This is a genomic window from Mobilicoccus caccae, assembly GCF_030161635.1.
In the GTDB taxonomy this organism is placed as follows: Bacteria; Actinomycetota; Actinomycetes; order Actinomycetales; family Dermatophilaceae; genus Mobilicoccus; species Mobilicoccus caccae.
The window spans coordinates 3,997,898-4,020,718 of record NZ_BSUO01000001.1; the positions used below are offsets into that span (position 1 = coordinate 3,997,898).

General features: G+C 67.5%; 26 protein-coding genes and 1 pseudogene. 13 read left to right on the plus strand and 14 right to left on the minus strand.

Annotated features, from left to right (window positions below; translation table 11 throughout):
* Nucleotides 1-295 precede the first annotated feature (295 nt).
* Nucleotides 296-1,129, minus strand: a complete 834-nt coding sequence (locus QQK49_RS19690; protein WP_284305471.1) for an SDR family oxidoreductase — start codon at nucleotides 1,127-1,129, stop codon at nucleotides 296-298.
* A gap of 65 nt (nucleotides 1,130-1,194) precedes the next feature.
* Between QQK49_RS19690 and QQK49_RS19695 the strand changes: the two genes are divergently transcribed.
* Nucleotides 1,195-1,317, plus strand: a complete 123-nt coding sequence (locus QQK49_RS19695; RefSeq protein WP_284305472.1) for a hypothetical protein — start codon at nucleotides 1,195-1,197, stop codon at nucleotides 1,315-1,317.
* A 117-nt stretch (nucleotides 1,318-1,434) separates the two neighbouring features.
* On the opposite strand, the gene QQK49_RS19700 is transcribed toward QQK49_RS19695, so the two are convergent.
* From QQK49_RS19700 to QQK49_RS19710, 3 genes are all read right to left on the minus strand, one after another.
* Nucleotides 1,435-2,631 (minus strand): MFS transporter, encoded by a 1,197-nt coding sequence (locus QQK49_RS19700; protein WP_068426060.1) that lies wholly within the window; start codon nucleotides 2,629-2,631, stop codon nucleotides 1,435-1,437.
* 17 nt (nucleotides 2,632-2,648) lie between these two features.
* Nucleotides 2,649-3,131 carry a TetR/AcrR family transcriptional regulator gene (locus QQK49_RS19705; RefSeq protein ID WP_284305473.1) on the minus strand — a complete coding sequence of 161 codons (483 nt, stop codon included), beginning with the start codon at nucleotides 3,129-3,131 and terminating at the stop codon, nucleotides 2,649-2,651.
* A 138-nt stretch (nucleotides 3,132-3,269) separates the two neighbouring features.
* Entirely contained in the window at nucleotides 3,270-4,463 is a 1,194-nt protein-coding gene (locus QQK49_RS19710; RefSeq protein ID WP_284305474.1) for a recombinase family protein, read from the minus strand.
* A 162-nt stretch (nucleotides 4,464-4,625) separates the two neighbouring features.
* Between QQK49_RS19710 and istA the strand changes: the two genes are divergently transcribed.
* The 6 genes from istA to QQK49_RS19740 all read left to right on the plus strand — a co-directional run bounded on the left by istA (nucleotide 4,626) and on the right by QQK49_RS19740 (nucleotide 9,549).
* The gene (gene istA / locus QQK49_RS19715; protein WP_284304466.1) at nucleotides 4,626-6,026 is read left to right on the plus strand and encodes an IS21 family transposase; all 1,401 of its coding nucleotides are present in this window, start codon (nucleotides 4,626-4,628) and stop codon (nucleotides 6,024-6,026) included.
* Nucleotides 6,026-6,991 carry an IS21-like element helper ATPase IstB gene (gene istB / locus QQK49_RS19720; protein ID WP_284304467.1) on the plus strand — a complete coding sequence of 322 codons (966 nt, stop codon included), beginning with the start codon at nucleotides 6,026-6,028 and terminating at the stop codon, nucleotides 6,989-6,991. Before istA ends, istB begins: the two co-directional genes overlap by 1 nt.
* Nucleotides 6,992-7,168: 177 nt before the next feature.
* Nucleotides 7,169-8,011 carry an alpha/beta fold hydrolase gene (locus QQK49_RS19725; RefSeq protein WP_284304468.1) on the plus strand — a complete coding sequence of 281 codons (843 nt, stop codon included), beginning with the start codon at nucleotides 7,169-7,171 and terminating at the stop codon, nucleotides 8,009-8,011.
* On the plus strand, nucleotides 8,008-8,670 hold the full coding sequence (locus tag QQK49_RS19730; protein ID WP_284304469.1) for a TetR/AcrR family transcriptional regulator: 663 nt from the start codon (nucleotides 8,008-8,010) through the stop codon (nucleotides 8,668-8,670). The genes QQK49_RS19725 and QQK49_RS19730 overlap by 4 nt, the downstream gene beginning before the upstream one ends.
* Before the next feature lie 422 nt (nucleotides 8,671-9,092).
* Nucleotides 9,093-9,272, plus strand: a complete 180-nt coding sequence (locus QQK49_RS19735; RefSeq protein ID WP_431310558.1) for a hypothetical protein — start codon at nucleotides 9,093-9,095, stop codon at nucleotides 9,270-9,272.
* 79 nt (nucleotides 9,273-9,351) lie between these two features.
* On the plus strand, nucleotides 9,352-9,549 hold the full coding sequence (locus tag QQK49_RS19740) for a hypothetical protein (RefSeq protein WP_284305475.1): 198 nt from the start codon (nucleotides 9,352-9,354) through the stop codon (nucleotides 9,547-9,549).
* A gap of 397 nt (nucleotides 9,550-9,946) precedes the next feature.
* Here QQK49_RS19740 and QQK49_RS19745 read toward each other — a convergent pair whose 3' ends face one another.
* The 3 genes from QQK49_RS19745 to QQK49_RS19755 all read right to left on the minus strand — a co-directional run bounded on the left by QQK49_RS19745 (nucleotide 9,947) and on the right by QQK49_RS19755 (nucleotide 12,136).
* Complete coding sequence (locus QQK49_RS19745) at nucleotides 9,947-10,882, minus strand: IS3 family transposase (RefSeq protein ID WP_284302823.1); 936 nt, start codon at nucleotides 10,880-10,882, stop codon at nucleotides 9,947-9,949.
* A gap of 2 nt (nucleotides 10,883-10,884) precedes the next feature.
* Nucleotides 10,885-11,175 carry a transposase gene (locus tag QQK49_RS19750; RefSeq protein ID WP_182818941.1) on the minus strand — a complete coding sequence of 97 codons (291 nt, stop codon included), beginning with the start codon at nucleotides 11,173-11,175 and terminating at the stop codon, nucleotides 10,885-10,887.
* Between the two features lie 337 nt (nucleotides 11,176-11,512).
* Nucleotides 11,513-12,136: a TetR/AcrR family transcriptional regulator gene (locus QQK49_RS19755; protein ID WP_284305476.1), complete on the minus strand. Its 624-nt coding sequence runs from the start codon at nucleotides 12,134-12,136 to the stop codon at nucleotides 11,513-11,515.
* A 122-nt stretch (nucleotides 12,137-12,258) separates the two neighbouring features.
* On the opposite strand from QQK49_RS19755, the gene QQK49_RS19760 reads away from it, so the two are divergent.
* Nucleotides 12,259-12,798 (plus strand): ester cyclase, encoded by a 540-nt coding sequence (locus QQK49_RS19760; RefSeq protein ID WP_284305477.1) that lies wholly within the window; start codon nucleotides 12,259-12,261, stop codon nucleotides 12,796-12,798.
* 149 nt (nucleotides 12,799-12,947) lie between these two features.
* On the opposite strand, the pseudogene QQK49_RS19765 reads toward QQK49_RS19760, so the two are convergent.
* Nucleotides 12,948-14,103, minus strand: a pseudogene (locus tag QQK49_RS19765) (IS3 family transposase).
* A 217-nt stretch (nucleotides 14,104-14,320) separates the two neighbouring features.
* On the opposite strand from QQK49_RS19765, the gene QQK49_RS19770 reads away from it, so the two are divergent.
* Complete coding sequence (locus tag QQK49_RS19770) at nucleotides 14,321-14,722, plus strand: hypothetical protein (protein ID WP_284305478.1); 402 nt, start codon at nucleotides 14,321-14,323, stop codon at nucleotides 14,720-14,722.
* Nucleotides 14,723-14,868: 146 nt separating this feature from the next.
* On the opposite strand, the gene QQK49_RS19775 is transcribed toward QQK49_RS19770, so the two are convergent.
* A complete protein-coding gene (locus QQK49_RS19775) occupies nucleotides 14,869-15,510 on the minus strand; it encodes a maleylpyruvate isomerase family mycothiol-dependent enzyme (RefSeq protein ID WP_284305479.1) in 642 nt (213 codons plus the stop codon).
* A 55-nt stretch (nucleotides 15,511-15,565) separates the two neighbouring features.
* Here QQK49_RS19775 and QQK49_RS19780 point away from each other — a divergent pair, with 55 nt between their 5' ends.
* Nucleotides 15,566-16,006, plus strand: a complete 441-nt coding sequence (locus QQK49_RS19780; RefSeq protein ID WP_284305480.1) for a MarR family winged helix-turn-helix transcriptional regulator — start codon at nucleotides 15,566-15,568, stop codon at nucleotides 16,004-16,006.
* 197 nt (nucleotides 16,007-16,203) lie between these two features.
* Nucleotides 16,204-16,890, plus strand: a complete 687-nt coding sequence (locus QQK49_RS19785) for a formylglycine-generating enzyme family protein (protein WP_284305481.1) — start codon at nucleotides 16,204-16,206, stop codon at nucleotides 16,888-16,890.
* Nucleotides 16,891-17,113: 223 nt separating this feature from the next.
* Here QQK49_RS19785 and QQK49_RS19790 read toward each other — a convergent pair whose 3' ends face one another.
* From QQK49_RS19790 to QQK49_RS19805, 4 genes are all read right to left on the minus strand, one after another.
* Complete coding sequence (locus tag QQK49_RS19790; RefSeq protein WP_284305956.1) at nucleotides 17,114-18,142, minus strand: IS3 family transposase; 1,029 nt, start codon at nucleotides 18,140-18,142, stop codon at nucleotides 17,114-17,116.
* Nucleotides 18,034-19,208, minus strand: a protein-coding gene (locus QQK49_RS19795; protein ID WP_284304186.1) for an IS3 family transposase whose coding sequence is annotated in 2 segments (ribosomal slippage) — nucleotides 18,034-18,933 and nucleotides 18,936-19,208 — 1,173 coding nt in all. Because the reading frame shifts where the segments join, the coding sequence is not laid out codon by codon here. The genes QQK49_RS19790 and QQK49_RS19795 overlap by 109 nt, the downstream gene beginning before the upstream one ends.
* Nucleotides 19,209-19,331: 123 nt before the next feature.
* Nucleotides 19,332-19,622 (minus strand): transposase, encoded by a 291-nt coding sequence (locus QQK49_RS19800; RefSeq protein ID WP_182818941.1) that lies wholly within the window; start codon nucleotides 19,620-19,622, stop codon nucleotides 19,332-19,334.
* A gap of 24 nt (nucleotides 19,623-19,646) precedes the next feature.
* The gene (locus QQK49_RS19805; RefSeq protein ID WP_284305482.1) at nucleotides 19,647-19,928 is read right to left on the minus strand and encodes an IS110 family transposase; all 282 of its coding nucleotides are present in this window, start codon (nucleotides 19,926-19,928) and stop codon (nucleotides 19,647-19,649) included.
* 384 nt (nucleotides 19,929-20,312) lie between these two features.
* Here QQK49_RS19805 and QQK49_RS19810 point away from each other — a divergent pair, with 384 nt between their 5' ends.
* Entirely contained in the window at nucleotides 20,313-20,813 is a 501-nt protein-coding gene (locus QQK49_RS19810) for a hypothetical protein (protein ID WP_284305483.1), read from the plus strand.
* Nucleotides 20,814-20,925: 112 nt separating this feature from the next.
* Nucleotides 20,926-21,693 carry a DUF4232 domain-containing protein gene (locus QQK49_RS19815; protein WP_284305484.1) on the plus strand — a complete coding sequence of 256 codons (768 nt, stop codon included), beginning with the start codon at nucleotides 20,926-20,928 and terminating at the stop codon, nucleotides 21,691-21,693.
* A gap of 188 nt (nucleotides 21,694-21,881) precedes the next feature.
* On the opposite strand, the gene QQK49_RS19820 is transcribed toward QQK49_RS19815, so the two are convergent.
* A complete protein-coding gene (locus QQK49_RS19820) occupies nucleotides 21,882-22,709 on the minus strand; it encodes an SDR family oxidoreductase (RefSeq protein ID WP_284305485.1) in 828 nt (275 codons plus the stop codon).
* Nucleotides 22,710-22,821 lie beyond the last annotated feature (112 nt).

Sequence of the window (22,821 nt, forward strand, 5' to 3'; positions counted from 1 at the left end):
CGGGCGCACCTCAGAGTGTGACGGTTTCGATGCGGGTCATGTCGGCCGGGGACGGTTATAAATACCTGCTGCGCACCGTCGCTGCCGCGGACGGCGACCGTGAGCTGTCCACGCCTCTGACGAGGTACTACGCCGAGGCGGGCACCCCGTGGGGGAGCAAAAGTAGTCCGGTCCTGATTGGCTTGTTTCTTCGGATCGGCGTACTTGATGTCGTAGTTCCGTCATCTGCCTTGCCGCGATTACTCGACGGGCTTGCCGTCCTGTACCACAGCAGATGCATGCGGAGTCGGCCGGATTATTCGCCGCGGGGGCGCCAGCGGCCGAAGCCTCCTTCGGTGTTGATGATCTGGCCGGTGATCCAGGACGCCTCGTCGGTGGTCAGCCAGGCGATGAGCCGCGCCGGGTCGTCCGGGCGTCCGTACCGGCCAAAGGGAAACATCGGCTCTACCACTCGCCACATCTCCTCGGTGAGATAGCCGGTGTCGACGGGTCCGGGGTTGACGGTGTTCACCCGGATGCCGCGATCGGCGAGTTGGTCGGCAATGGTCGCAGTCACCCCGGCCAGAGCTGCTTTCGCCGCCGCGTAGGCCACCTCGCCGGGCATTGGCCCCAACCCCTGGCCGGAGGTGAGGAACACGATCGAGGCGGGACTGGCGTCGTCGTGATGTGCGGCGAAGGCCTGGGCCAGCATGATCGATGCGCGCGCGTCTACGGCCCAGTGGCGGTCCAGGTCCGCGGCGTTCAGTTCGCCGATCGGCCCGTCGGAGCCCGTCAAGGCCTGATTGCAGATCAGTGCATCGAGCAGCCCGAACTCCTCGACGGCTGCCGTGATCACTCGGTCCGCCGCGTCAGGCTCGGTGAGATCAGCATGGAAGTCGGCTACCCGCGCGTCGCCGACCAGGTGAGACCGAACCCCGTCGAGCACGGCGTCGAGATCGTCGCTGCCCCAGTCCTGTTCGGCGTCGTGGGGTGAGAAGTGATGACAGAACACGCTCGCCCCGTAGGCCGCCAATCGGCATGCGGTGGCGTAGCCGATCCCTGCGCGGCGACTCACCCCGGTCACCACGACAGACTTACCGCTCAGCGGCAGCGGGTCACGCGCCAGAGAGTTTGCACCGTCACTGCTCATACATTCCAGTAGAACAGAATCCGGGAGCCGCCTCCCAGCGCGACGTTGTCGTGCACCTCTCCAGCGTGACGGTCTCCATGCGGGTGATGAGCGCCGGTGACGGCTACAAGTACCTCCTGCGCTCCGTCGCCGCAGCGGACGGCGACCGCTCGCTCTCGCGCTACTACATGGAGGAAGGTACCCCGTAGGGGAGCAAAAGTAGTCACGTCTCGCTCGGCTTGTTTCTGCGGTTCTCAGCCTACTGCGCGGGGGCGCGTCCTGCCCAATGTCATCGAACGAAGCGCGCCCCCCGAGTCCGGGTTCGGTCAGTTGCTATGTGCTCCTTCGTGCTGTCGTATTGGGAGCCGTATCAGGGCTATTGAGCCAACGGCGAGGAAGAGGACTGCGCCGAAAGTCATCGTCGCGGCGAAGCCTGTTCGCTGTACCCCGAACCCGGCCAGGAGCGGCCCGAGCGCCAGCCCACCTGCGTAGGCGAAGTTGTAGAGCGCGAACGATCCGCCGAGGGTCGGCGGGCTCGACCGGAACCCCTGCTCGCTGATGAGCGTGGTCGCCGGGGCCAGCAACAGCGCCGAGGAGACGCCGAGAAGCCCCATACCGACGCAGGTCTGCCACAGTTCACCGGCCCAGCCGATGACCAGCAGAGAAGCGGCGGCAGCGGCAACACCGGAACCGATGAGGACCCTCGGCGATGCCGTGGCAACGTACTTCCCGACAATGGGATTGGCGATGATCGCCGCGAGCGAGGCGAGCCCGAAGAGCAGGCCAATGATGAGCGACCCGGCCCCGAGATGCACGGGCAGCACGGGTTCGATGGCGGAGAGCGCACCCGCGCCGATAGCGATGGCGAGGACGATAGAGAACGAGCCAGGCACCCGTAGCACCGCGAGCGGGCCTGCGGTGTCGTCGGTGACCCGTGGAGAGCCTTTGACGAGGACGATGCGCAGCACCCCGTCAGCCAAGGCGATTCCGGTGGCGAGCAGGAACGGGGAGGCGGTGCCGAGGTGTTCGACCATGAACCCGGCAAGTGGCGGGCCGAGCAGCACGCCGAGTGTGAGGCTGGAGATGGCGATCCCCATCGCCTGACCACGCTTCTCGAAGCTCGTCGTTGCTGCGATCAGGGAGAGCGCGGCAACCCAGGACATGCCGCCTGCGATGCCCTGTGCCAAGCGAGCGACAAGGAGTAACCAGTAGGGGCCACCGGTGGCGAACAACAGGGTTGCAGCGGCAAGCCCGACCAGGCCGATCAGGAGCGGGGTCTTCGGGCCGTGCCGGTCGACGATGCGCCCGGCGAACAGCGTCGCGACGATCATCGCGACCGCGTAGGAGGCGAAGAGGATGCCGGTGGCGGCTGGCCCCTGCTCGACCACGGCGGGGAGCAATGGGAGCACGGGCACGGCCAGGCCGTGCACGAGCATGTCGGTGAACATCGCGGCCGAGCCGACAATGAGTGCGCGGGCCGGGGTGGTGCCTCGAATATGCGAGGCCGGGTCGTGTGTCGTCATGAGGTGACGAGTCCTTTCTAGGTGAGCAACCCCCTTGCCAGTGCCGTCATGGCGGCGCTCAATTCGTCGGGTTGCGGAAGATCATCGGGTCGGGTCACCGCAGTCACGGTGAGCCCTTGTAAGAACACCAGCGCCAAGCCCGCGACCGTCTCAGAGTCGGCCTCGCCCGTGCTGGGGAGGGTGGCAGCGATCTGATCGCGCCAGGCATCGAGAGCGGCGTTCTTCTCCGAGCGGTCAGTGAGCGCTTGCGGGGCGACGAGCACGGTGCTCGCAGCCAGGGCACGGAACAGGGCGTCATCTCGCAGCAGCGTCACGAACTCCGTCAACAGCGCTGAGAGTGTCGCCTCGCCGTTGTGGACGAAGAGGTGGTTGCCGTACTCGGCCCAGCCCCACGTGAGCGCTTCCTCCAGCAGCACGGCCTTGGAACGGAAGTGGTGGTGCAACGCTCCGCGGGTGAGACCTGCACGTTCAGCGACATGCTCGAACGTTGCCCCCTCCACCCCTTCTCTTCGAAGGCCATCAACGCCGCCTCAAGCAACGCCAGACGCGTACGCTCCGCGTCCTCAGCAGTCCGTCTCATACATACAGGCTAACACGTATGATTACCTTCGCATCGATTCATAGTCCACGCCGCGTTTCTACAGCCCGCGTGTCGGCCCCTCATGTCGCGGGGCGTTGCGATGGGGATCGTGCTCGAACGGGTCGGTGAGCTGCCGTGCCCGCTCCGCTGCCTGCTGCTTTCGCTGTTCCTGCTCGGCACGCTTGGCTTCGATGCGTGCGGCGGCTTCGGGGATCGGGAGGCTGCGGAGTTCGTCTGCTTCTGCGCCAGTCATGGCGGCCTTGGCGCGCGCGTCGCGTGCGTCGCGTCTCGGGTTGGTCATGCGCATGCCGAGGTGGTCGAGGCGGACTCGTTCGGCCCCGTACTCGCTGACCAGCAACGCCAAGTGTTCCTGCTCGTGCCGCTTGCGCATCGTTTCCCGCTCGGCTCGGGCTGCTTCGACGTGCTGGGCGGCGTCGATCACGCGGGGATCGTGCTCGGCGTGTCGCTTGGTTCGCTGCTCCGCCCAGGCGGGAAGTGCCTCGGCGGTGCGGGGTGGCTCGCACCAGGACTCGCGCACCTGCGCCCGGAGGGTCTGGGTCTGTTCGGTTGCGGAGCGGTGCTTGGTGAGGGCCTTGCGCCTGCCAAACCTACCGACTGTCGAGAGTCGGGCACTGGCAGCGGTCTCGTCTTCGACGGCGGCGAGGTAGGCGGCACCGTCGTGCTCGGCCTGCACGATGAGCGGCTGGGCGACCTCGGCACGTATTTGCTCGGCGGCTTCTTCGGCCTTACGGAGTGCAGCGACGCTCTCGTCGTCCTCGGCGCGGTGGGTGGCGCGTTGGGCGTCGAGCCGGTTGGCGATCTGCTCCCACCGTTCCGCTGCGAGTTCGGCGCGTTCAGCTTCACGGCCGAGGCGGGAGAGTTCGTCGGTGACGCGCTTGACCGGGCCATCTGCGGTGAGCCCGCGCACGGCTTCGATGGCCTGGGCGGTGGCGTGGTCGAGGTCATAGGCGATCATCGCCTCCGCCCCGTGACGGGCGAGCAGGCCCAGCATCGCCCGGAACCGCGGGCGCACCACCCTGCGAACCTTCTCCCCGGTCGGCAAGGTGATGGTGCGCTGCTTGAACGCGGAAGTGTCGTTCTCCCAGAACACCTCCACCACCTCATACCCCTGGGCTTCGGCGAAGACACGGCAGTCTGCCTCCTGCCGGTCGACCCCCTTCTCCGAGCCCTCCGGGTCGTCACTGATCCGCACGTACAGCACCGCTCGTGACGGCGTCGTCTGCCTGGTCATCGGTCGTACCTTCCTTGTCTGTCAAGACGCAGGTACGTTTACGACCCCACGGGACCCCGCCGGGGCAGTGGCTCGGCTCCGGGGTCGCCTCTGTCGACGACGCGTGAAAACTGAGCAGGAGTCGACGGGCGAGAACTGAGCAGCCCGGGGAGCCTGGGCGGGGTGATCACCGTGGAGGACTGGGCTGAGATTCGTCGTCTGTACCGTTCGGAGGGGTTGTCGAAGGCGGCGATCGCCCGCAGGTTGGGGATCTCGCGGAACACGGTCGCGAAGGCGTTGGCGTCGGACGGGCCCCCGCGGTACGAACGACCGGCGAAGGGTTCGCTGGTCGACGCGGTCGAGCCCCGGGTCCGGTTGCTGCTGGCCGAGTACCCGACGATGCCCGCGACCGTGATCGCCGAGCGGATCGGCTGGGAGCACTCCTTGACGATCCTCAAGGACCGCGTCCGCGACCTGCGGCCCTTGTATCAGGGCATCGACCCGGCCGACCGGGTGGAGTACACCCCCGGTGAGGTCGCCCAGTGCGATCTGTGGTTCCCGCCCGTACCGATCCCGGTCGGCAAGGGCATCGAGCGGATCCTGCCAGTCCTGGCCATGACGAGCGGATACTCCCGGCACACGTCCGCGGTGATGATCCCCTCCCGGCAAGGAGGCGACATCCTCGCGGGCATGTGGCGCCTGCTCGCCGGCCACCCGACCGACCCGACACGGCCCGGGTGGGGTCGGTGCCCTCGCGCCCTGGTGTGGGACCGGGAGTCAGCGATCGGTGGCAAGGGCAAGCCGACTCCGGCCGCAGCCGCGTTCGTGGGCACCCTCGGCGTCCGGTTGATGCTCGCGCCCGCCCGCGACCCCGAGTTCAAGGGTCTGGTCGAGCGACGCAACGGCTTCTTCGAGACCTCCTTCCTGCCCGGTCGCGTGTTCACGAGCCCGGCAGACTTCAACACCCAGATCAGCGAGTGGCTCACCACGAAGGCCAACACGCGGTTCGTCCGCTCGATCGGGGCCACGATTACCGACAGGTGGCCGATCGACCGGGCCGCGATGATCACCCTGCCCCCGGTCGCCCCACAGGTGGGGCTACGCGCCAGGGTGCGGCTGGCGCGGGACTACTACGTGCGCATCGACGCCAACGACTACTCCGTCGACCCATCGATGATCGGCCGGTTCGTCGACGTCGTCGCCGGTCCCGACCGCGTCACCGTCACCCACGAGGGCGCCGTCGCCGCCGACCACGCCCGCTACTGGGGCAGCGCAGCGACGATCACCGACCCGAACCATCAGGCCACCGCCAAACGGTTGCGCGGCGACTACCAGGCCACCCGCGCCGCCACCGCCCGGCGCCACCAGCTACGCGCCCACGCCGACGGGCACGCCGTCGCGCTGCGGGCGCTTCCCGACTACGACGCCCTGTTCGGCATCGACTTCCACACCAACCCCACCACCCCGCACACCCCCGAGCCCGTGACCGACTCCGTCCGTGAGCACGAAGCCGAAGCGGCCGACGGGCCCGATGGCTCGGCCCCCGGCATCATCCGCCCCACCTCCCAAGGAGCTACGTCCTGATGACCCCCACCACCGCTGTCGCCGATGCACTCGACGAGGACACCACCGCGCCTGCCGCACTGCCCGCCGGCGACGAGGACCCCGCCGCGCGCGCGGACACCGGACGAGGCCGCAAGCGAACCAGCAAGCCGGTGCTTGCCGCACCGACTCCCGCACCGCCCGCGCCCGCAGGAGCGCCAGGGATCGCCGCTGCCGCGTCCGGCGCGCGGCTGGACTCCCAGATCGCCTACCTGACGCGGGTCCTGAAGATGCCCACGATCGGGCGGACCTGGGCCGACCTGGCCGACCAGGCCCGCGACCTGGGCTGGTCCCACGAGGAGTACCTCGCCGCCGTGCTCGAGCGCCAGGCCGCTGACCGCGAGTCCGCCGGGACGATGATGCGCATCCGCACCGCGCACTTCCCCGCGATGAAGACCCTCGAAGACTTCAACTACGACCACCTGCCCTCGCTACGCCGCGACGTCCTGGCCCACCTCGCCACGTCCACCTACGTGCCGAAGGCCGAGAACGTCGTCCTGCTCGGCCCGCCCGGCATCGGCAAGACCCACCTCGCCATCGGCCTCGGGATCAAGGCCGCGCAGAACGGTCACAGCGTCCTGTTCGACACCGCGTCCGCGTGGATCAACCGCCTCACCATCGCCCACCAGGGCGGTCAGCTCGACGCCGAGCTGAAGAAGATCCGCCGCTACAAGCTGATCATCGTCGACGAGGTCGGCTACATCCCCTTCGACACCGACGCCGCGAACCTGTTCTTCCAGCTCGTCGCCTCACGCTACGAACAAGGCTCGATCATCGTCACCTCGAACCTGCCCTTCGGCCGCTGGGGCGAGACCTTCAGCGACGACGTCGTCGCCGCAGCCATGATCGACCGCCTCGTCCACCACGCCGAAGTCCTCGCCCTATCCGGCGACTCCTACCGCACCCGCGCCCGCCGCGACCTACTCGCCCAAGACCGCGACCGCTGAACAACCACCCACAGTCACAACCGGCCCCACCGGCACACACAAGACGGATTGCCACCCGCGGCATGTGCGTGCGTTCAGTCCGCCAGTCAGCGGTACGGACAGGGGTGACCGTCAGGCCGGGGCGATGAGATCACAATCACGCATTGACCGAATGAACGATATGGGTCAAAGTGTCTCATGCTCAATCGCAAAAACAACCCACCCGCCTCGATCGTGGTGGAGCGAGCCGACTCGCGCGTGCACGCCTGGGTCACCGGGCCCACCGAGGCACCGCTCATCGTCCTGACGCACGGGGCGGCCATGGACCATCGGATGTTCGATCCGCAGGTGGAGCCCTTGGTCGAGGCCGGCTATCGGGTCCTGACGTGGGACCTTCGTGGTCACGGGGACTCGCAGCCGCTCGGTCGCTCACCGATTCTCGTCGGCGACATGGTGGACGATCTGCTCGCACTGCTCGAGCGCCTGGACGTGAGGGGACCTATCTGCGTCGGCGGTCAGTCGTTGGGGGGATACGTCGCGCAGGAGCTGGCTTTTCTGCACCCGCAACGGGTGAGTGCGATGGTGATCGTGGGCTCGACCTGCATCACCCTGCCCATTCCGCGATGGGAACACCTGGCCCTCAGGTCGTCCGTCGCGTGGTTCGCGGTGTGGCCATGGGACCATTTCCGGCGCACCATCGCCCGCGCCACCGCTCTCACCCCGGACGTGCAGGAGTATGCGGCCGACGCCGCCTCCCGAATGTCGAAGCGGGACTTCGTACGGGTGTGGTCGGGACTGTCGGAGTCCTTGCACCCCGAACCGCACTACCGCATCGACATACCGCTCCTTCTCGCCCACGGGGACGCCGACCGGACCGGCAACGTCGCACGCACCGCGGGCGACTGGGCTCGCAGGGACCCTCAGTGTCGATACGAGGTCATCCCGAAGGCGTCGCACAACGCCAACCAGGACAACTCGCCCGCCTTCAACCGGGTGCTCCTCGACTTCCTGGCCGAGCACTACCCAACGGCTCGTTCATGACGACCCGACGCGACCGCCTCTTCGATGTCGCTGCAGACCACTTCGTCCGATTCGGTTTCCGCAAGGCCAGCATCTCCGGCATCACGCACGAGGCGAAGGTGTCCAAGGGCGCCCTCTACCTGGAGTTCGCCACGAAAGACGACCTGTTCACCCAAGTGGTGTACCGGGAGTTCCGGCTCTACCTGCAGGACGCTCTGGCCCGCGTTCAGAACGACCCGGAAGGTGGTCGCCTGTCGCGCATCTACCGCCACTGCCTCGCCGCGCTCCTGAAGCGCGAGTTCCTGGTATCGCTGTACACCGATACCGACGGAGCCCTAACCGGTCTACTCGTTCAACACGGGCCGGAGCGATACGGGCCCCGCGTGGTCCTCGGGGAGACCTTCCTCGCACGTCTGCAGCAGGCGGGACTCGTCACCCCGACCATTCCCGCAGCGTCACTGAGTCACACCCTCAGCGTGCTCACGACCGGCCCCCTCCTCGCCGAACCGCTGCTCCGCCGGGAGGACAGTCCACCACTGCGCGAAACCCTCGGAGCCATCAGCGACATGATCTCTACTTCATTCGAGATCTCCGGACCCGACGTCTCCGAGGGCAAGGAGGCCTTCGCCGATCTCGTCCAAGCGCTCATCAGTGAACTCGATCCCGAGAGGCTTGCTTGACCGTTCTCCATCGACCGAGGCTCCTCGCGACGGCAATAGAAGAGTGCATCAGCGCGTGAGCGGGGGTGCCGAGTTCTGTCAAGGAGGGCCGCCGCAATGGCGCCTACCCACATACGTGGCCGCTTGCGCAAAGCAGACGGCGGCTCGACGCCCGCGTCTTTCCAGTGCCTCGGTGCGGCCCAGTTCAACGCGCGCTTCTCGACAGGTGAGGACGACCACGAACGCGGCGGCTATCTGGCTTCCGAGGAACCGTGCGTGACCAGGACCACAACTCCGGCTTCACCGTACGAGAGTGATGTCGGACACACACGACCGTCGGCGCGTGCTCAGACTGCTCAGTTTTCAGCCGTCGACATCTGCTCAGTTTTCACCCGTCGTTGACAGCCTCACTTGGCAACGGTCAGCTCGCGGTCGGGGACCGGGTGTCGGAGGCCCAGCTCCAGCTCTTGATGGGCATGGGCCGTGACTCGATCACCGGCGACCCGCTCGGCCTCGCGTTCCCTGTCTACAAGTCGGTCCCGGAGCGGGTCGAGGCGCGGATCGCCGATCTCGACACATCGCTGAGTCCGGGCGTGAAAGGTGAGGCGATCGCTGGGCCTTGACCCCTGTTGGTGGACACGGGGGTTTGAACCGGCCTCGGTCTCCTGCCGCATCGTTTCTGGTTCAGGGAGGATGGGGCTCATGCCCAAGAAGTACACCGCTGAGGAGCGGGAGCGTGCGGTTCGGATGGTTCGTGAGCAGGTGCCAGAGTTCGGGTCGGTGACGGCGGCAGCCGGGGCGGTGGCGACCCGGTTGGGGATGTCACGGGAGACGATTCGCAACTGGTGTAAGCAGGACGAGATCGACGCCGAGGAATCGTCAAGACCTGTGGATGGGTGAGTTCTACGGGGTTGCTCGCGGTGAGCTCGACTTCGTGGCCGTCGGTGTTCGATAGGTAGGCCGCGTGAGCTCGGCACCGATCGGGACCATCCACCACGTCGAGCTATGGGTCCCCGTGGCCCAGTGACGATCGTTTACGGGTCGACCAACGACCACCGACAGACGACCGTGAACCCCCAGGTCACCTTGACCCATAAACCCGGTCCACTGACACGCTGTGACCTTCGCCGGTAAATGGCGGTGTTCTGTCGATGCTCCGTGGCGGCTTTAGTTGGTGGTACCGATGACAAGCGTGGTCTGGCCGTCCGTGGTCGAGAGTCCTGCCGCCGATGCGAGGGCGGCAGTGTCATCGTCCGCAGCTGAGGTGTGGTTCCCCCGGATCGTGGAGGGCTTCGGGCTACGCGGCGTCCGGGACGGACGCTGCGGTGGACTGCTCGTAGTTGACCGGTGACATCATGCCAGCCGCGCTATGCCGGCGTTGGTGGTTGTAGAATCCGTAGGCCCAGTCGATGACCAGGGCCCGGGCCTGGGCTCGGGTGTCGAACGCCTGCCGGGACAGGACCTCCCACTCCAGGGAGGAGAAGAACGCCTCGGCGGCGGCGTTGTCGAAGCACGACCCGACCCGGCCCATCGACTGGCGGATCCCGAGGTCGGCGCAGAGCCGGGTGAACGAGGTCGCCGTGTAGGTCGAGCCCCGGTCGGTGTGGAAGATGACCCGGTCGGACTCGTCCTCGCGCCAGATCGCCTCCTTGCCGCCGCGAGCGGTCACGGCCATCTGGATCGCCGCGCACGCCAGGTCAGCGTCGGGGTGGGCACTGGTGGCCGCGCCGAGCAACCGGCGCGAGTACAGGTCGATCACGGTGGCCAGGTACAGCTTGCCCTCGGCCGTGGGGATCTCGGTGATGTCGCCGACCCACTTGCAGTTCGGCGCCGGCGCGGTGAAGTTGCGACGCACCAGGTCCGGGAACTTGGGTGCGGTCTTGTCCTGCCTGGTCAGGCCGCTGCGCCGCTTGATGACGCGGGCGACCAGGCCTTGGCGGCGCATCGACTCGGCGACCGTCTTCTCGCTGATCTGCCAGCCAGCCTCGCGCAGGTCGGCGTGCAAGCGCGGTGAGCCGTGCAGGCCCTTGGCGTTCTTGAACGCGACGCGCACCGCGCGGTCGACGGTGTCGCGGCGGCGGTCGGTGTCGGTGAACAGCCCGCTGGCAGCGCCGGGACCGTCGGCGCGCTTGATCCACTTGTAGAACCACGCTTCGGAGACTCCGAGCAGCGAGCAGACAAGGGCGTGTGGCACGGCGTAGTTGGTCCTCTGGTCGGCGATGAAGCGTGCCACGCTCACTTCGTCGCCTCCTTCACCCACAGGACCACGGATCGCTTGAGGACATCACGCTCCATCCGCAGCTCGGCGACCTCGGCGCGCAGCCGTTTCAGCTCCTCGTAGTCGTCCTTGGACAGCTCTCCATGACCCTCGCGTGCGGCACGGGCGCGTTGGACCCAGTTGCCCAGCGTGCCCTCGTTCACGCCAAGATCGCGAGCGACCTGCGCGATCGGCTTGTTCGTCTCCTCGACGATCCGGACCGCTCCCTCACGGAACTCCCGGTCGTACTTCTTACGCTTCTCTGGCATCTCGATCCCTCATTGTGGATGCCTCTACGCTCCAGGGGGAACTTCAGCCACCACTCCACGTGAGACCCACCCGAGCCAGCACCCCGCTCACCTACGGGTGCCACAGCGCCAAGCGGAGCCGCATCCGACGCCGGCCATCGACATGGCGGAGCGTCTCACTTCTGCGATCCGGACCGATGCAGCCCTGTCGTGGGCACTCCGGCCGAGTCGCCTGCGTGGCGACCAGGTGAGGACTCACCCGCGCCCGCAGGCCGCGTTCTCGTACTGCTCGACCCTCGCCTCATCGATGCGCCCGAACGGTCCGCTGCGCCGCTATCGATCACCAAGCACGTCCACCTCACCGATCCGGCCGACCAGAGGGAATGCCGAGGAGGGCGATGTGAAGGTCCAAAGCGGCCAAGGCGAAGTCTAGGGACAGGCATGAGGACAGCGCTTGCGCTCCTAACCCGTCGGTGAGGGCGAGCAGCGCCACGGCAGCAGTGTTGACATCAACGTCCTCACGGACCTGGCCCGCGTCCCGTGCCTGTATCAGCAATCCGACCATGTGGCCTCGCAACCGGGCATTACCCTCGGCCAACCTCGTTGCCGCAGCTTCGTGGGTCATGGCGTAGGACATGAAGGCCAGGGACACTCCTCCGGCGCCCCGCCGGGCATCATCCGTCGGCAGTAGGGAGCTCAACAGGGTTCGAATCTCCTCAAGGGGTTCCGGATCGTGCTCGCTCGCCGGTGATTCCGTCCCTGCACCACTGCCGTCGGCGAACGTGGCGGCGGCGACATCCATCGCGTAGTGGATCATCGCGTCCTTGGTCGGGAAGTAGTGCTGAACCATCCCCGAGGTGACGCCAGCCTCCGCCGCGATCCGACGAAGCGACAAGCCCTCCAAGCCCTCCTGCGCAGCGACACGCAGAAGCGCCGACGCGATGAACTCACGCCTCTGCTCATGATCGACCTGCTTCGGCACCCCCGTAGCCTCCCATGCCCCGCCGCCGACCCATCCTGGACTCGGCCTCGCTACCCACTCTCCTGTTACATTACGACTGAAATGCAAAATCAGACGCCACGGCCGTGAACTGGAGGTTCACCATGAGCACTCTGACACCCACCAACACCGACATCCTCCGACAGGCATTCGATGCCCTGAGGACCCGCGACCTCGACGGATGCCTTGCACTCATGACCGAGGACTTCATCATCAACATCGCGGGAATGCCGCACCAGCGTCGCGGCGCGAAGGCCTGGAAGGAGAACGTGGCCGTCATCCTGACCGCATTCCCTGACCTGGACTTCCGCATCGAAGACGTCATCGCCCAGGGAGACCGTGTCGCCGTGCGGATGACCTTCACCGGAACTCATACCGGGGAGTTCATGGGCGCATCACCCACAGGCCGCCAGATCGAGTACGACAGCTACGAGATCTATCGCTTCGAGAACGGGAGGATCGCCGAGGAGTGGATCAACTCCGACATCCTGTCGCTGTTGCAGCAGGTCGGCGCGCTCTCTGGAACGCGATTGGCCGCCATGTACCTGGCCGGACACCGGACAAAGCTCGCCCTGGCACTGGGGGTTCTCCTGGGTGCCCTCGTACGTCACGGCCTCGGCCAAACCCCGGTGCCTTCTGCTTGACTCCGCGGTTGTGGCCGGCCCGTAGTCCGGGCTCCCCATGTGGGCGATGATCAGCGGCACAGAGGGAAGCGCTCCAGGAGCCGGGCGATGTGCGAGGCGCCGGTGAACTGGTGCGTACCGGGTTGTGCGGAGTCGGAATTTCTGGTTTCTCATGCCACGGTGATGATGCTGTTGCGCTCGAACTCTATCGGCGTCATCCAGCCCAGGCTGCTGTGTCGGCGGCGACGGTTGTGCCAGATCTCCAGGTAGTCGAAGATCACGTTCGCGAGTTCGATGCGGGTGTTCCATTTGCGTCGGTCGAGGAGTTCGACTTGCATCCGGGACCAGAACGCTTCGATCATCGAGTTGTCGTAGCAGTCACCGATGCTGCCCATCGACGGCAGGAGCCCGGCGGCCTTGGCGCGGTTGGTGAAGGCCCAAGAACCGAATTGAACTCCCTGGTCGGAGTGGATCACCGTCCCCGCGGGCGCGCCCCGCCGAGTCGGGTGTCGATGGCCATTCCGAGCGCGTTGGTCACCAGCGCGGCGGTCGGTGAGGCATCGATGGACCATCCGACGACCCGTCGGGAGAAGGTGTCCAGCACGGCACAGCAGTAGACCTTGCCCTCTCGAGTGGGGTGCTCGGTGATGTCAATGACCCACAACTGGTTCGGTCCGTTACTGGCGAAGGACCGGTTGACCTGGTCGGCGGCGATGTTGTCCGGTTTGATCCGTTTCCACTTTGCTCGCCCGGCCACTCCGCGCAGGCCGGCACGGCGCATGAGCAGCTCGACCTGCCCATGTCCCACCGCGATGCCGCGCCCCAGGGTGAGCTCAGCGTGGACCCGCCGCCCGCCGTACGTACCTCAGGAGTCGAGGTGGATCCGGCTGATCACATCGGTCAGCCAAGCGTGGCGCACCGCGCGTTCGGACGGGGCCCGCTTCAACCGGGCGTAGTAGCCGGATTCCGACACTGCGAGGACACGGCAGGCCACCTGCGCGGGGATGTTCTCGGCGACCATCACCTCGACCGCCGAGAACCGCCTTTTGGGCTCGCGTCCTCCCGCAGCAGTTCAACGGCCCGTCGAGCCGCCTGGAGTTCGGTCTCGAGTTGAGCGATCCGGGCCTTTGCGGCCGTGAGCTCGGACTTCTCCTGGCTCGTCAGCCCCGACAGCAGACCCTTGTCGATCCGGTCCTGACGCCGCCAGGTGTAGATCGACTCCTGGCTGATGTCCAGGTCGTGCGCCACCTGCGTGACGCTTCGGCCTTCTTCGAGAAGGTCCAAGACCTTACGCCGGAACTCCGGTGGGTAACCTCGCCGTCCCACAACGACCTCCTGATGTCAGACACCAGAGTCCAGAATCACCGACGCCGCGGAACCCGGTACACACCAGAGCCTCCACCGAACCCGGGGCGATTCACTACGCGTCACGTGGTTCAGCGCGGGCCTCTCCGCTGCGGTCGGCGCCGCAGCAGGCGAATCGGCAGGACAGCACTGATCCCGCAACACTCGCAGCACACAGCCGACCAGGAAGGGTCGATGGATGACGCTCCGCCAGCTCCGCATATACACCGTCCAGGCAAACCACCGCGACGCGGTCTTTCACCGGTGGGATACCCAAGCCCGCCCCCTCATGCAGGAGCACGGCTTCACCTTCGTCGAGCAGTGGGAAGGTCGCGTCGACCCGGTCAGCCAAAACCTGCCGATCCGGGTGCTACGCCTCCTGCTCACGATGCGACACCCCAGTCGGCCGCGCTCGGCCAGCCACGTCTTCGACTTCGGCTACCTGCTGGCATGGGAGGACGAGACTCAGATGCGCTGCGCCTGGGATGCCTTCCTCGACGACCCGCGATGGCGGCACGCCAAGAGCATCACGCAGCGGGCCGCTCACGGCGAGCCAGTGGTCATGGTCACCGACCGCCTCCTGCACCCCCGATCGAAATGACCCAGCTGAGCCGAACGACTCGCACCTCCCCGTCGATTGTCGCCCCGGCAGCGGCGGGTAGAACGCGGCCCCGAGAACAACACCGCCCATCGGGAATCCCGAAGCGCGCTCGGCGGCAGATGGGGGGCGGTGTGCTGCCCATCCGGCTACGCTCCGAGCCGTCCCGTCAGGACTGGGACGCCGGGGCCGGTCAGGTCGAGCAGTGCGACGGCGCGGCCAGTCATCGCCAGCGCCAGCGCTTCCGCGGGCCCAGCTACGCACGGCCCCTCGCCATAGGTCCAGTCCACGTCGGTGGCCTGCCAGAAGAGTCCATCGAGCAGCCCTTCGGGCACGTGGCCCAGGCGGTGGGCTGCTTGGCTGGGCAGCCAGGGCAGTAGGTTCTGCCAGTCGGCCAGGGGCACGCCAGAGGGCAGGCCGAGTGGTCGGGCTGCGTCGTTGAGGTGGATGCAGCCGTCTGCGAACTGGCCCATGGGGCCGAGGGCGGGTGTGGAAATCCGCCGGGTGGCCCCTTCTCTGAGCGTGGTCGTCAGTTCCCGCACCGGGCGCTGGCCCAGGCGCGTGGCGATCCTGGTGGAAGCGTGGTGCACAGAGCCCGTGCGGAGGGTGTGCCACAGCAGCTGGGCCGGGGTGCTGGCCAGCGGCATGACCACGTGTCCTAGCAGCGTGCGCAGGCTCCAGCCGCGACACAGGCTGGGGCCGTCGAGGAGCTCATCGGCAGTGTTGTCGTAGAGGTCAGCAATGCGCATGCGGTTGGCGGCCGTGGATTCGATGATTGAGTCCTTGGACATGAGATTCCTCTCGTCTAACGTGTATCTCGTTTGACGAGAGATTAGGATGGTTTTCGTGAGCACGCCAGACCAGATCGTGACTGCGGTCCGACGAGCGGTCATCCACCTGAGCACCCAGGGCTCTCGCTTCGCCCGCGCGCACGGTGTGAACCTGACCGACATCCGGGCCCTGGTGGTCTTGCTGGACCTGCAACGAGCTGGTGAAGCGACGACTCCGGGCGCCCTGGGGTCGGGGTTGGGTTTGGCGTCTGCCTCCACGACTCAGGTCATCGACCGGCTCGAGCAGCGGGGCCTGGTCCTCCGGGAGCGAGACACATACGACCGCCGCCGCGTGTCGTTGCAGGTGACCGGTCAGGCGATCGAGTCCGGAGTGGCCTCGTTCGAGCCCCTCCTGCAGTCCGTGCGGGATCTGGCTACGCGCCGCTCAGCTGCCGATCAGCGCGTCATCCTGTCCTTCCTGGACGACCTCGCAGCCCTGAACCCGAACGACGAGTGACGGCAGTCGTCGCCGCGGCGAGGTTGGACGTCCGCCGGAGTCCTGGTCCCCCAATGCGGCAGATCCGGGCGTGCGTCGGGCACGTCCGATAACGCGTTCGCAACCGTGCCGGACCCACTCGCCGGTGGCCGAGAATGGGTGCAGTGAAGACTCACTTGATCACCGTTCCCCTCCCCAGCGCGGTCGAGGAACTCGTGGTGGACCGCCGCACCGGCGAGTCGTGGACCGCCCACGTCGAGCCCTTCGCCATGGCAGACACCGTGGTGACGCGCGGCCTCTGGGACGACGCGTACGGCGTGACCTGCGATCCTGAGTCGGCGAACCTTCCGAAGACCGACGTGAGCTGGCGAGACGCGATCTTGTTCTGCAACGAACTCTCACTCCGAGAGGGCCTGACTCCGGCCTATGAGATCGCAGAGCGTGAGGTTCCCACCCCGACACGGTGGCGGCCGCACAGCGAGCCAGAGCTCGACGATTGGAGCGTCGTCTGGCACCACGGTGCCGACGGGTATCGGCTACCCACGGACGCCGAGTGGCAGGTGGCCTGCCGCGCAGACACGACAGGTGCGCGCTACGGGCCGCTGGACGAGATCGCCTGGTACGCCGACAACTCCGGGGGGACCATCCATCCAGTGCGATCGAAGAAGCCGAACGCGTGGGGCCTGTTCGACCTCCTGGGCGGCGTGTGGGAATGGTGCTGGGATCTGTACGACCCCGACGTCTACGGGTCCTACCGCATCATCCGCGGCGGCGGCTGGAGCGATCCGGAGTGGAGCTGCCGGGCCGGCGTGCGACGCAAGACCAACCCGAACGCCACGTTTGACGATCTGGGATTTCGGGTGGCCCGCGGGGCTACCACTACTCCTGCCGTGAGGCCGGACTGAGGCCGGTTCGGTGCCGGCGACTTCACCGGAGGCGACAGCGGGAGCTTGCGGCTGCACAGACTTGCGATTGCTTCGGCTCGAGGGAGGCGACTGAGGTGGGGGCTGTCGTCACGCCCGCCGGTTTGGCTGTGGCGGGATGCGTTGGCCACTGGGTCAGCGGGCGGTCAGACGGACAGGGGGTGATGGCAGACTGTGGTTCCCCCGGATCGTGGAGGGCTTCGGGCTACGCGGCGTCCGGGACGGACGCTGCGGTGGACTGCTCGTAGTTGACCGGTGACATCATGCCAGCCGCGCTATGCCGGCGTTGGTGGTTGTAGAATCCGTAGGCCCAGTCGATGACCAGGGCCCGGGCCTGGGCTCGGGTGTCGAACGCCTGCCGGGACAGGACCTCCCACTCCAGGGAGGAGAAGAACGCCTCGGCGGCGGCGTTGTCGAAGCACGACCCGACCCGGCCCATCGACTGGCGGATCCCGAGGTCGGCGCAGAGCCGGGTGAACGAGGTCGCCGTGTAGGTCGAGCCCCGGTCGGTGTGGAAGATGACCCGGTCGGACTCGTCCTCGCGCCAGATCGCCTCCTTGCCGCCGCGAGCGGTCACGGCCATCTGGATCGCCGCGCACGCCAGGTCAGCGTCGGGGTGGGCACTGGTGGCCGCGCCGAGCAACCGGCGCGAGTACAGGTCGATCACGGTGGCCAGGTACAGCTTGCCCTCGGCCGTGGGGATCTCGGTGATGTCGCCGACCCACTTGCAGTTCGGCGCCGGCGCGGTGAAGTTGCGACGCACCAGGTCCGGGAACTTGGGTGCGGTCTTGTCCTGCCTGGTCAGGCCGCTGCGCCGCTTGATGACGCGGGCGACCAGGCCTTGGCGGCGCATCGACTCGGCGACCGTCTTCTCGCTGATCTGCCAGCCAGCCTCGCGCAGGTCGGCGTGCAAGCGCGGTGAGCCGTGCAGGCCCTTGGCGTTCTTGAACGCGACGCGCACCGCGCGGTCGACGGTGTCGCGGCGGCGGTCGGTGTCGGTGAACAGCCCGCTGGCAGCGCCGGGACCGTCGGCGCGCTTGATCCACTTGTAGAACCACGCTTCGGAGACTCCGAGCAGCGAGCAGACAAGGGCGGGACTGCTGCACGGGTAGGTGACAGGTTGGGTCAGGCCGCCTGAGTGGCGGCTGTGGCTATGGTGGCCTCGTATTCGATGGGCGTCAACCGACCGAGTCGGTCCTGGCGCCGGCGGCGGTGGTAGGTCCGCTCGAGCCAGGTGACGATGCTGATGCGTAGGTCCTGGCGGGTGGCCCAGCGGCGGCGGTCCAGGACGTTCTTCTGCAGGAGAGCGAAGAACGACTCCATCGCGGCGTTGTCGGCGCTCGTGCCGACCTGGCCCATGGATCCGACCAGGTGGTGGCGGCGCAGCGCGGCCAGGTACTTCCGCGACCGGAACTGGCTGCCCCTGTCGGAGTGGACGATGCAGCCGGCGACGTCCATGCCGTGCGCGGCGCGGGTCGCCACGGCGTTGTCCAGGGCCTGCACCGCCAGGCGTGACTTCATCCGGGCATCGATGGAGTAGCCGACGATGCGGCCCGACCAGACGTCCTTGACCGCGCACATGTAGAGCTTGCCCTCACCGGTGGGGTGCTCGGTGATGTCGGTCAGCCACAGCTGGTTCGGGCCGGCCGCGGTGAAGTCCCGCTCGACGAGGTCCTCATGCGCCGGCGGACCGGGCTTGCCGTTCTTGCCGCGCTTCTTACCGAACACACTCCACCAGCCGTTCTCCGAGCAGATCCGCCACGCGGTCCGGTCGCACATGCCCTCCCCGGCCTCACGGGCCTCGTCGGCCAGCAGCCGGTGCCCGAACTCGGGGTCGTCGCGGTGGGCGTCAAACAGCGCGTTCGCGCGGTAGGCGGCCGCCAGCTCGGCGTCGGTGACCGGTTCCTTCAGCCACCGGTAGTACGGCTGACGAGCGATCTTCAGCACCCGGCACGTCACCGTGACGGGGATCCCGTCGCCGGCCAGCTCGCGGACGAGCGGGTACATCATTTTGGGGAGATGTTCGCCTGAGACAGGTACGCCGCGGCGCGGCGCAGGACCTCGTTCTCCTGCTCCAGCAGCCGGATGCGCCGTTTGGCCTCGCGCAGCTCGGCCAGCTCCTCGCGGTCGGCGCCGGGCCTGATGCCGGCGTCGCGGTCGGCCTGGGTCATCCAGTTCGTCAGGCACGACTCGGAGATCCCGAAGTCCTTGGCCACCTGCTTGATCGTCACCCCCTCCTCGCGTTGACGGGCGACCCGGACGACATCGTCCCGGAACTCCTGGGGATAGGGCTTGGGCATGGTGCACATCCTTCCCTGCGGCGCCTCAGAGCACCACAGACTCGGTGTCACCTACCCGTGCAGCAGTCCCGGCGTGTGGCACGGCGTAGTTGGTCCTCTGGTCGGCGATGAAGCGTGCCACGCTCACTTCGTCGCCTCCTTCACCCACAGGACCACGGATCGCTTGAGGACATCACGCTCCATCCGCAGCTCGGCGACCTCGGCGCGCAGCCGTTTCAGCTCCTCGTAGTCGTCCTTGGACAGCTCTCCATGACCCTCGCGTGCGGCACGGGCGCGTTGGACCCAGTTGCCCAGCGTGCCCTCGTTCACGCCAAGATCGCGAGCGACCTGCGCGATCGGCTTGTTCGTCTCCTCGACGATCCGGACCGCTCCCTCACGGAACTCCCGGTCGTACTTCTTACGCTTCTCTGGCATCTCGATCCCTCATTGTGGATGCCTCTACGCTCCAGGGGGAACTTCAGCCGGCACGTCCACGACCTGCTCGCCCAGCGGCAACAACCTGGCCACGACATGTCGACCGATGCCCTCACAGCCCTCGACCGCCCACCTCCGTTGGGGCCAACGCCTGACGTACTCCAGCATCGCGGCGAAGCCGTCCTCGTCGGTAGTGAACTGTCCGTGTCCGAGGATCTGCTCCTTGGGAGTCATCACCTCGATCGTGACGGTGCGCTTGTGCGGGTCCATCCCGATCACGACCGGACCCGGTGCCTGCTCGTTCATCAGCTGCCTCCTGACATCCTCAACATCGGTTGTGTCGGTCCGGAGGGCACCGCTACTACCAGCAGAGCAATCCCTTCTTCAGCCTCTCCCGACCATGTCGGTGGCCAGAGCAGCGCAAGCCGGTCGAGAGTCACACCACCAGGATGGACAGCCGGAAAAGAGCGACTACCCCGACCACCTAGACCGAGCCTGGCCAGGCACCGATCCTGAGGTCAATAGAACTAGTAGCCGCCTATAGCCGGCGGTTTCGGCGACGACGTGGCGGATCAGGTCGGGGCGGGACGGCTCAGTTCGGGGTGGGCGCGGCCGATCACTACTCGTACGACGTGTGCGTGGGTCGGGCCGTCGAGGCCTCCGACCGTGTCGACCGGAGAGGGGTCCGTCATGAACCAGTGCCGCGGCAGTGTCGCGATCGGGCCCTCGGCCGGTGACTCGGGACGGGCGCGTCACCTCGGCGTGTTCGGCCAGTTGCTGACCTCGGCGGGCGGCGACGTCACCGACCCGGGAGTGTGGCTCTTCACCAGCCTGCCCGTGCGGGAGGACTCGATGATCGCGACGTTCCGCCTGCGCGGCGACGCGGTCTCGGCCGCCGACGTCGTCAGGGTCGGCACGGCTCTCGCGCTGTACACGGAGCCGCAGGTCGGCGACATCGGTGGCGCCGTCCTCGAACTCCTCGGCCAGGTCGATGCCTACGACGTGACCGTGACGCCGGAGATCGCGGCCACGGCCCACCCGATCTCGACGTGGGACATGACCGTGATCGTCACCGGAGAGCCGGATCTCGAACCCCTCGCGGTCGGCCTCGCCGACGGTGGCTGGGACGTGCACTTCGCACCCGTCGGCGCAGGCTCGTGGGCCCGCGGCGGTGTCGAGATCGCGGGATGACCTCGGGCGCGCAACGGATCGGTCACCTCTGCCCGGCGCGCCTCGACGCACGCCACCATCCGTCGCATCCTCATCAGGGGCGCCCGCAGGGGCGAGAGACGGGGGATGACGCATGAGGCCGGACGATGACATGCGCGTGCTGCATCCCGGATGGGACCCGCGGCGACGCGTGCGCGACCGGCGTCGCCGCCCGTGGTTCCTCCTGGTCGTGACCGTCGCGGTGATCCTGGTCGCGGGGATCGCGGTCGGACTGTCCCTGCTGCGCATGACGCCCGAGACCCCGCCCAACCGTCCGGCGTTCCCGCCGGAGGCCTTCACCACCCCACCGCCAGCGCCGACCCCGCCACCGGCGCCGCAACCCGAGTTCGACCAGGGCGGCCCGCAGGTCCACGCACCCACGATGCCCACGGCCGCTGCTCGTGTGGCCGGCGCCGGCGACGATACCCGCGCGTGCGACATCGACGACCTGTCCCTGGTGAACCACGGTTGGGAGAGGGCGACCGGCACCAGCTGGACCAGCGTGACAGCCACCAACATGAAGGACCAGCCGTGCGTGCTCGGCGCCTGGCCGCAGGTCCGCATCGTTCAGGGGCGGCCGCTGGCGCTGACGTTCCAGCAGGTGTCGAAGGATGCCGACGGACAGCCGGCCGCGCCGCAGCGCCTCCTGCTCGAACCGGGCAGGGGAGCCTCGATCGTGTTGTGGTGGCGTGGTTACGGGGCCGCCTCCGACGACACGACTCCGCAGCGGTTCTTCATGCGGTTCGGGAGCGGGGACTGGCGTGAGATCCCCCTCCCGCCTGACCTGACGACACCCTTCGACCTCGTGGACGGTGGCCAGGTCGAGCTGTATCCGTGGCTGCCCACCGTCCCGGCCGGCTGACCGGCACCCGAGGCCGGACCTGTCGACGGTATCGGTCCGTTCAGCGGAGGTGAAGAACAACACGGACAACTTGGGCCAGGAACTGATGCGCATCGATGCAGGTCAGCGGCTCAAGGCAAGTCTCTGAGGCGCGTTGATGTCGTCGGTGTTGTTCTTCCTCGTCGGCGACACGGCGTCGAGGCGCCGACTCAGTCGAGGAACAGGTCGACCCGGAGGTCCTCGTCGGGGCCGCCGTACCGGGAGAAGTCGGAGACTCCCGCGTCGCGCAGCACGTCCTCGTCGATGAAGAAGTTGCCCGTGCACTGCCGCGGGTCGCTGGTGAGGATGACGTGGGCGGCGTCGGCGACGATCTCGGGAGTGCGGCTCATCCGCATCGTCGCCTCCCCGCCGAGGAGGTTGGCCACGGCGGCGGTGGCGATCGTGGTGCGAGGCCAGAGGCTGTTCGCGGCGATCCCGGCTCCCTTGAGCTCCTCGGCCAACCCGATGGTGACCAGGCTCATGCCGTACTTGGCGATCGTGTAGCCGAGGTGCCCACCGGCCCACTTGGGCTGCAGGTCGATCGGGGGCGAGAGCGTGAGCACGTGGGCCCACGGCGACGCCTCGAGGTGGGGGATCGACGCCTTGGCGAGGAGGAACGAGCCGCGGCAGTTGATGTTCTGCATGAGGTCGTACTTCTTCATCGCCAGCTCGCGGGTGGGCGACAGGTCGATGGCGCTGGCGTTGTTGACGACGATGTCGATGCCGCCGAAGGTCTCGACGGTCGTCGCCACGGCCTGCAGCACCGACTCCTCCTCCCGCACGTCGCCGACGATCGCGAGTGCCCGGCCGCCGGCGGCTTCGATGGCCTCGGCAGCGGTGTGGATCGTGCCCTCGAGCCGCGGATGGGGCTGGTCGGTCTTGGCGAGAAGGGCGATGTTCGCCCCGTCGCGGGCCGCGCGTTCGGCGATCGCGAGCCCGATGCCGCGGCTGCCTCCGGACATGAGGATCGTCCGGCCGGCGAGTGTCCTGTCGTTCATCTGCTCTCCTCGGGCTGGGGCGTGAGGTGCCAGCACATCACGGACGCCTGTCGTGACGCCCTGACGACGGCCGCGATTCTCTCGAGGAGGTGTCCTGACCCGGAGGTGCCGC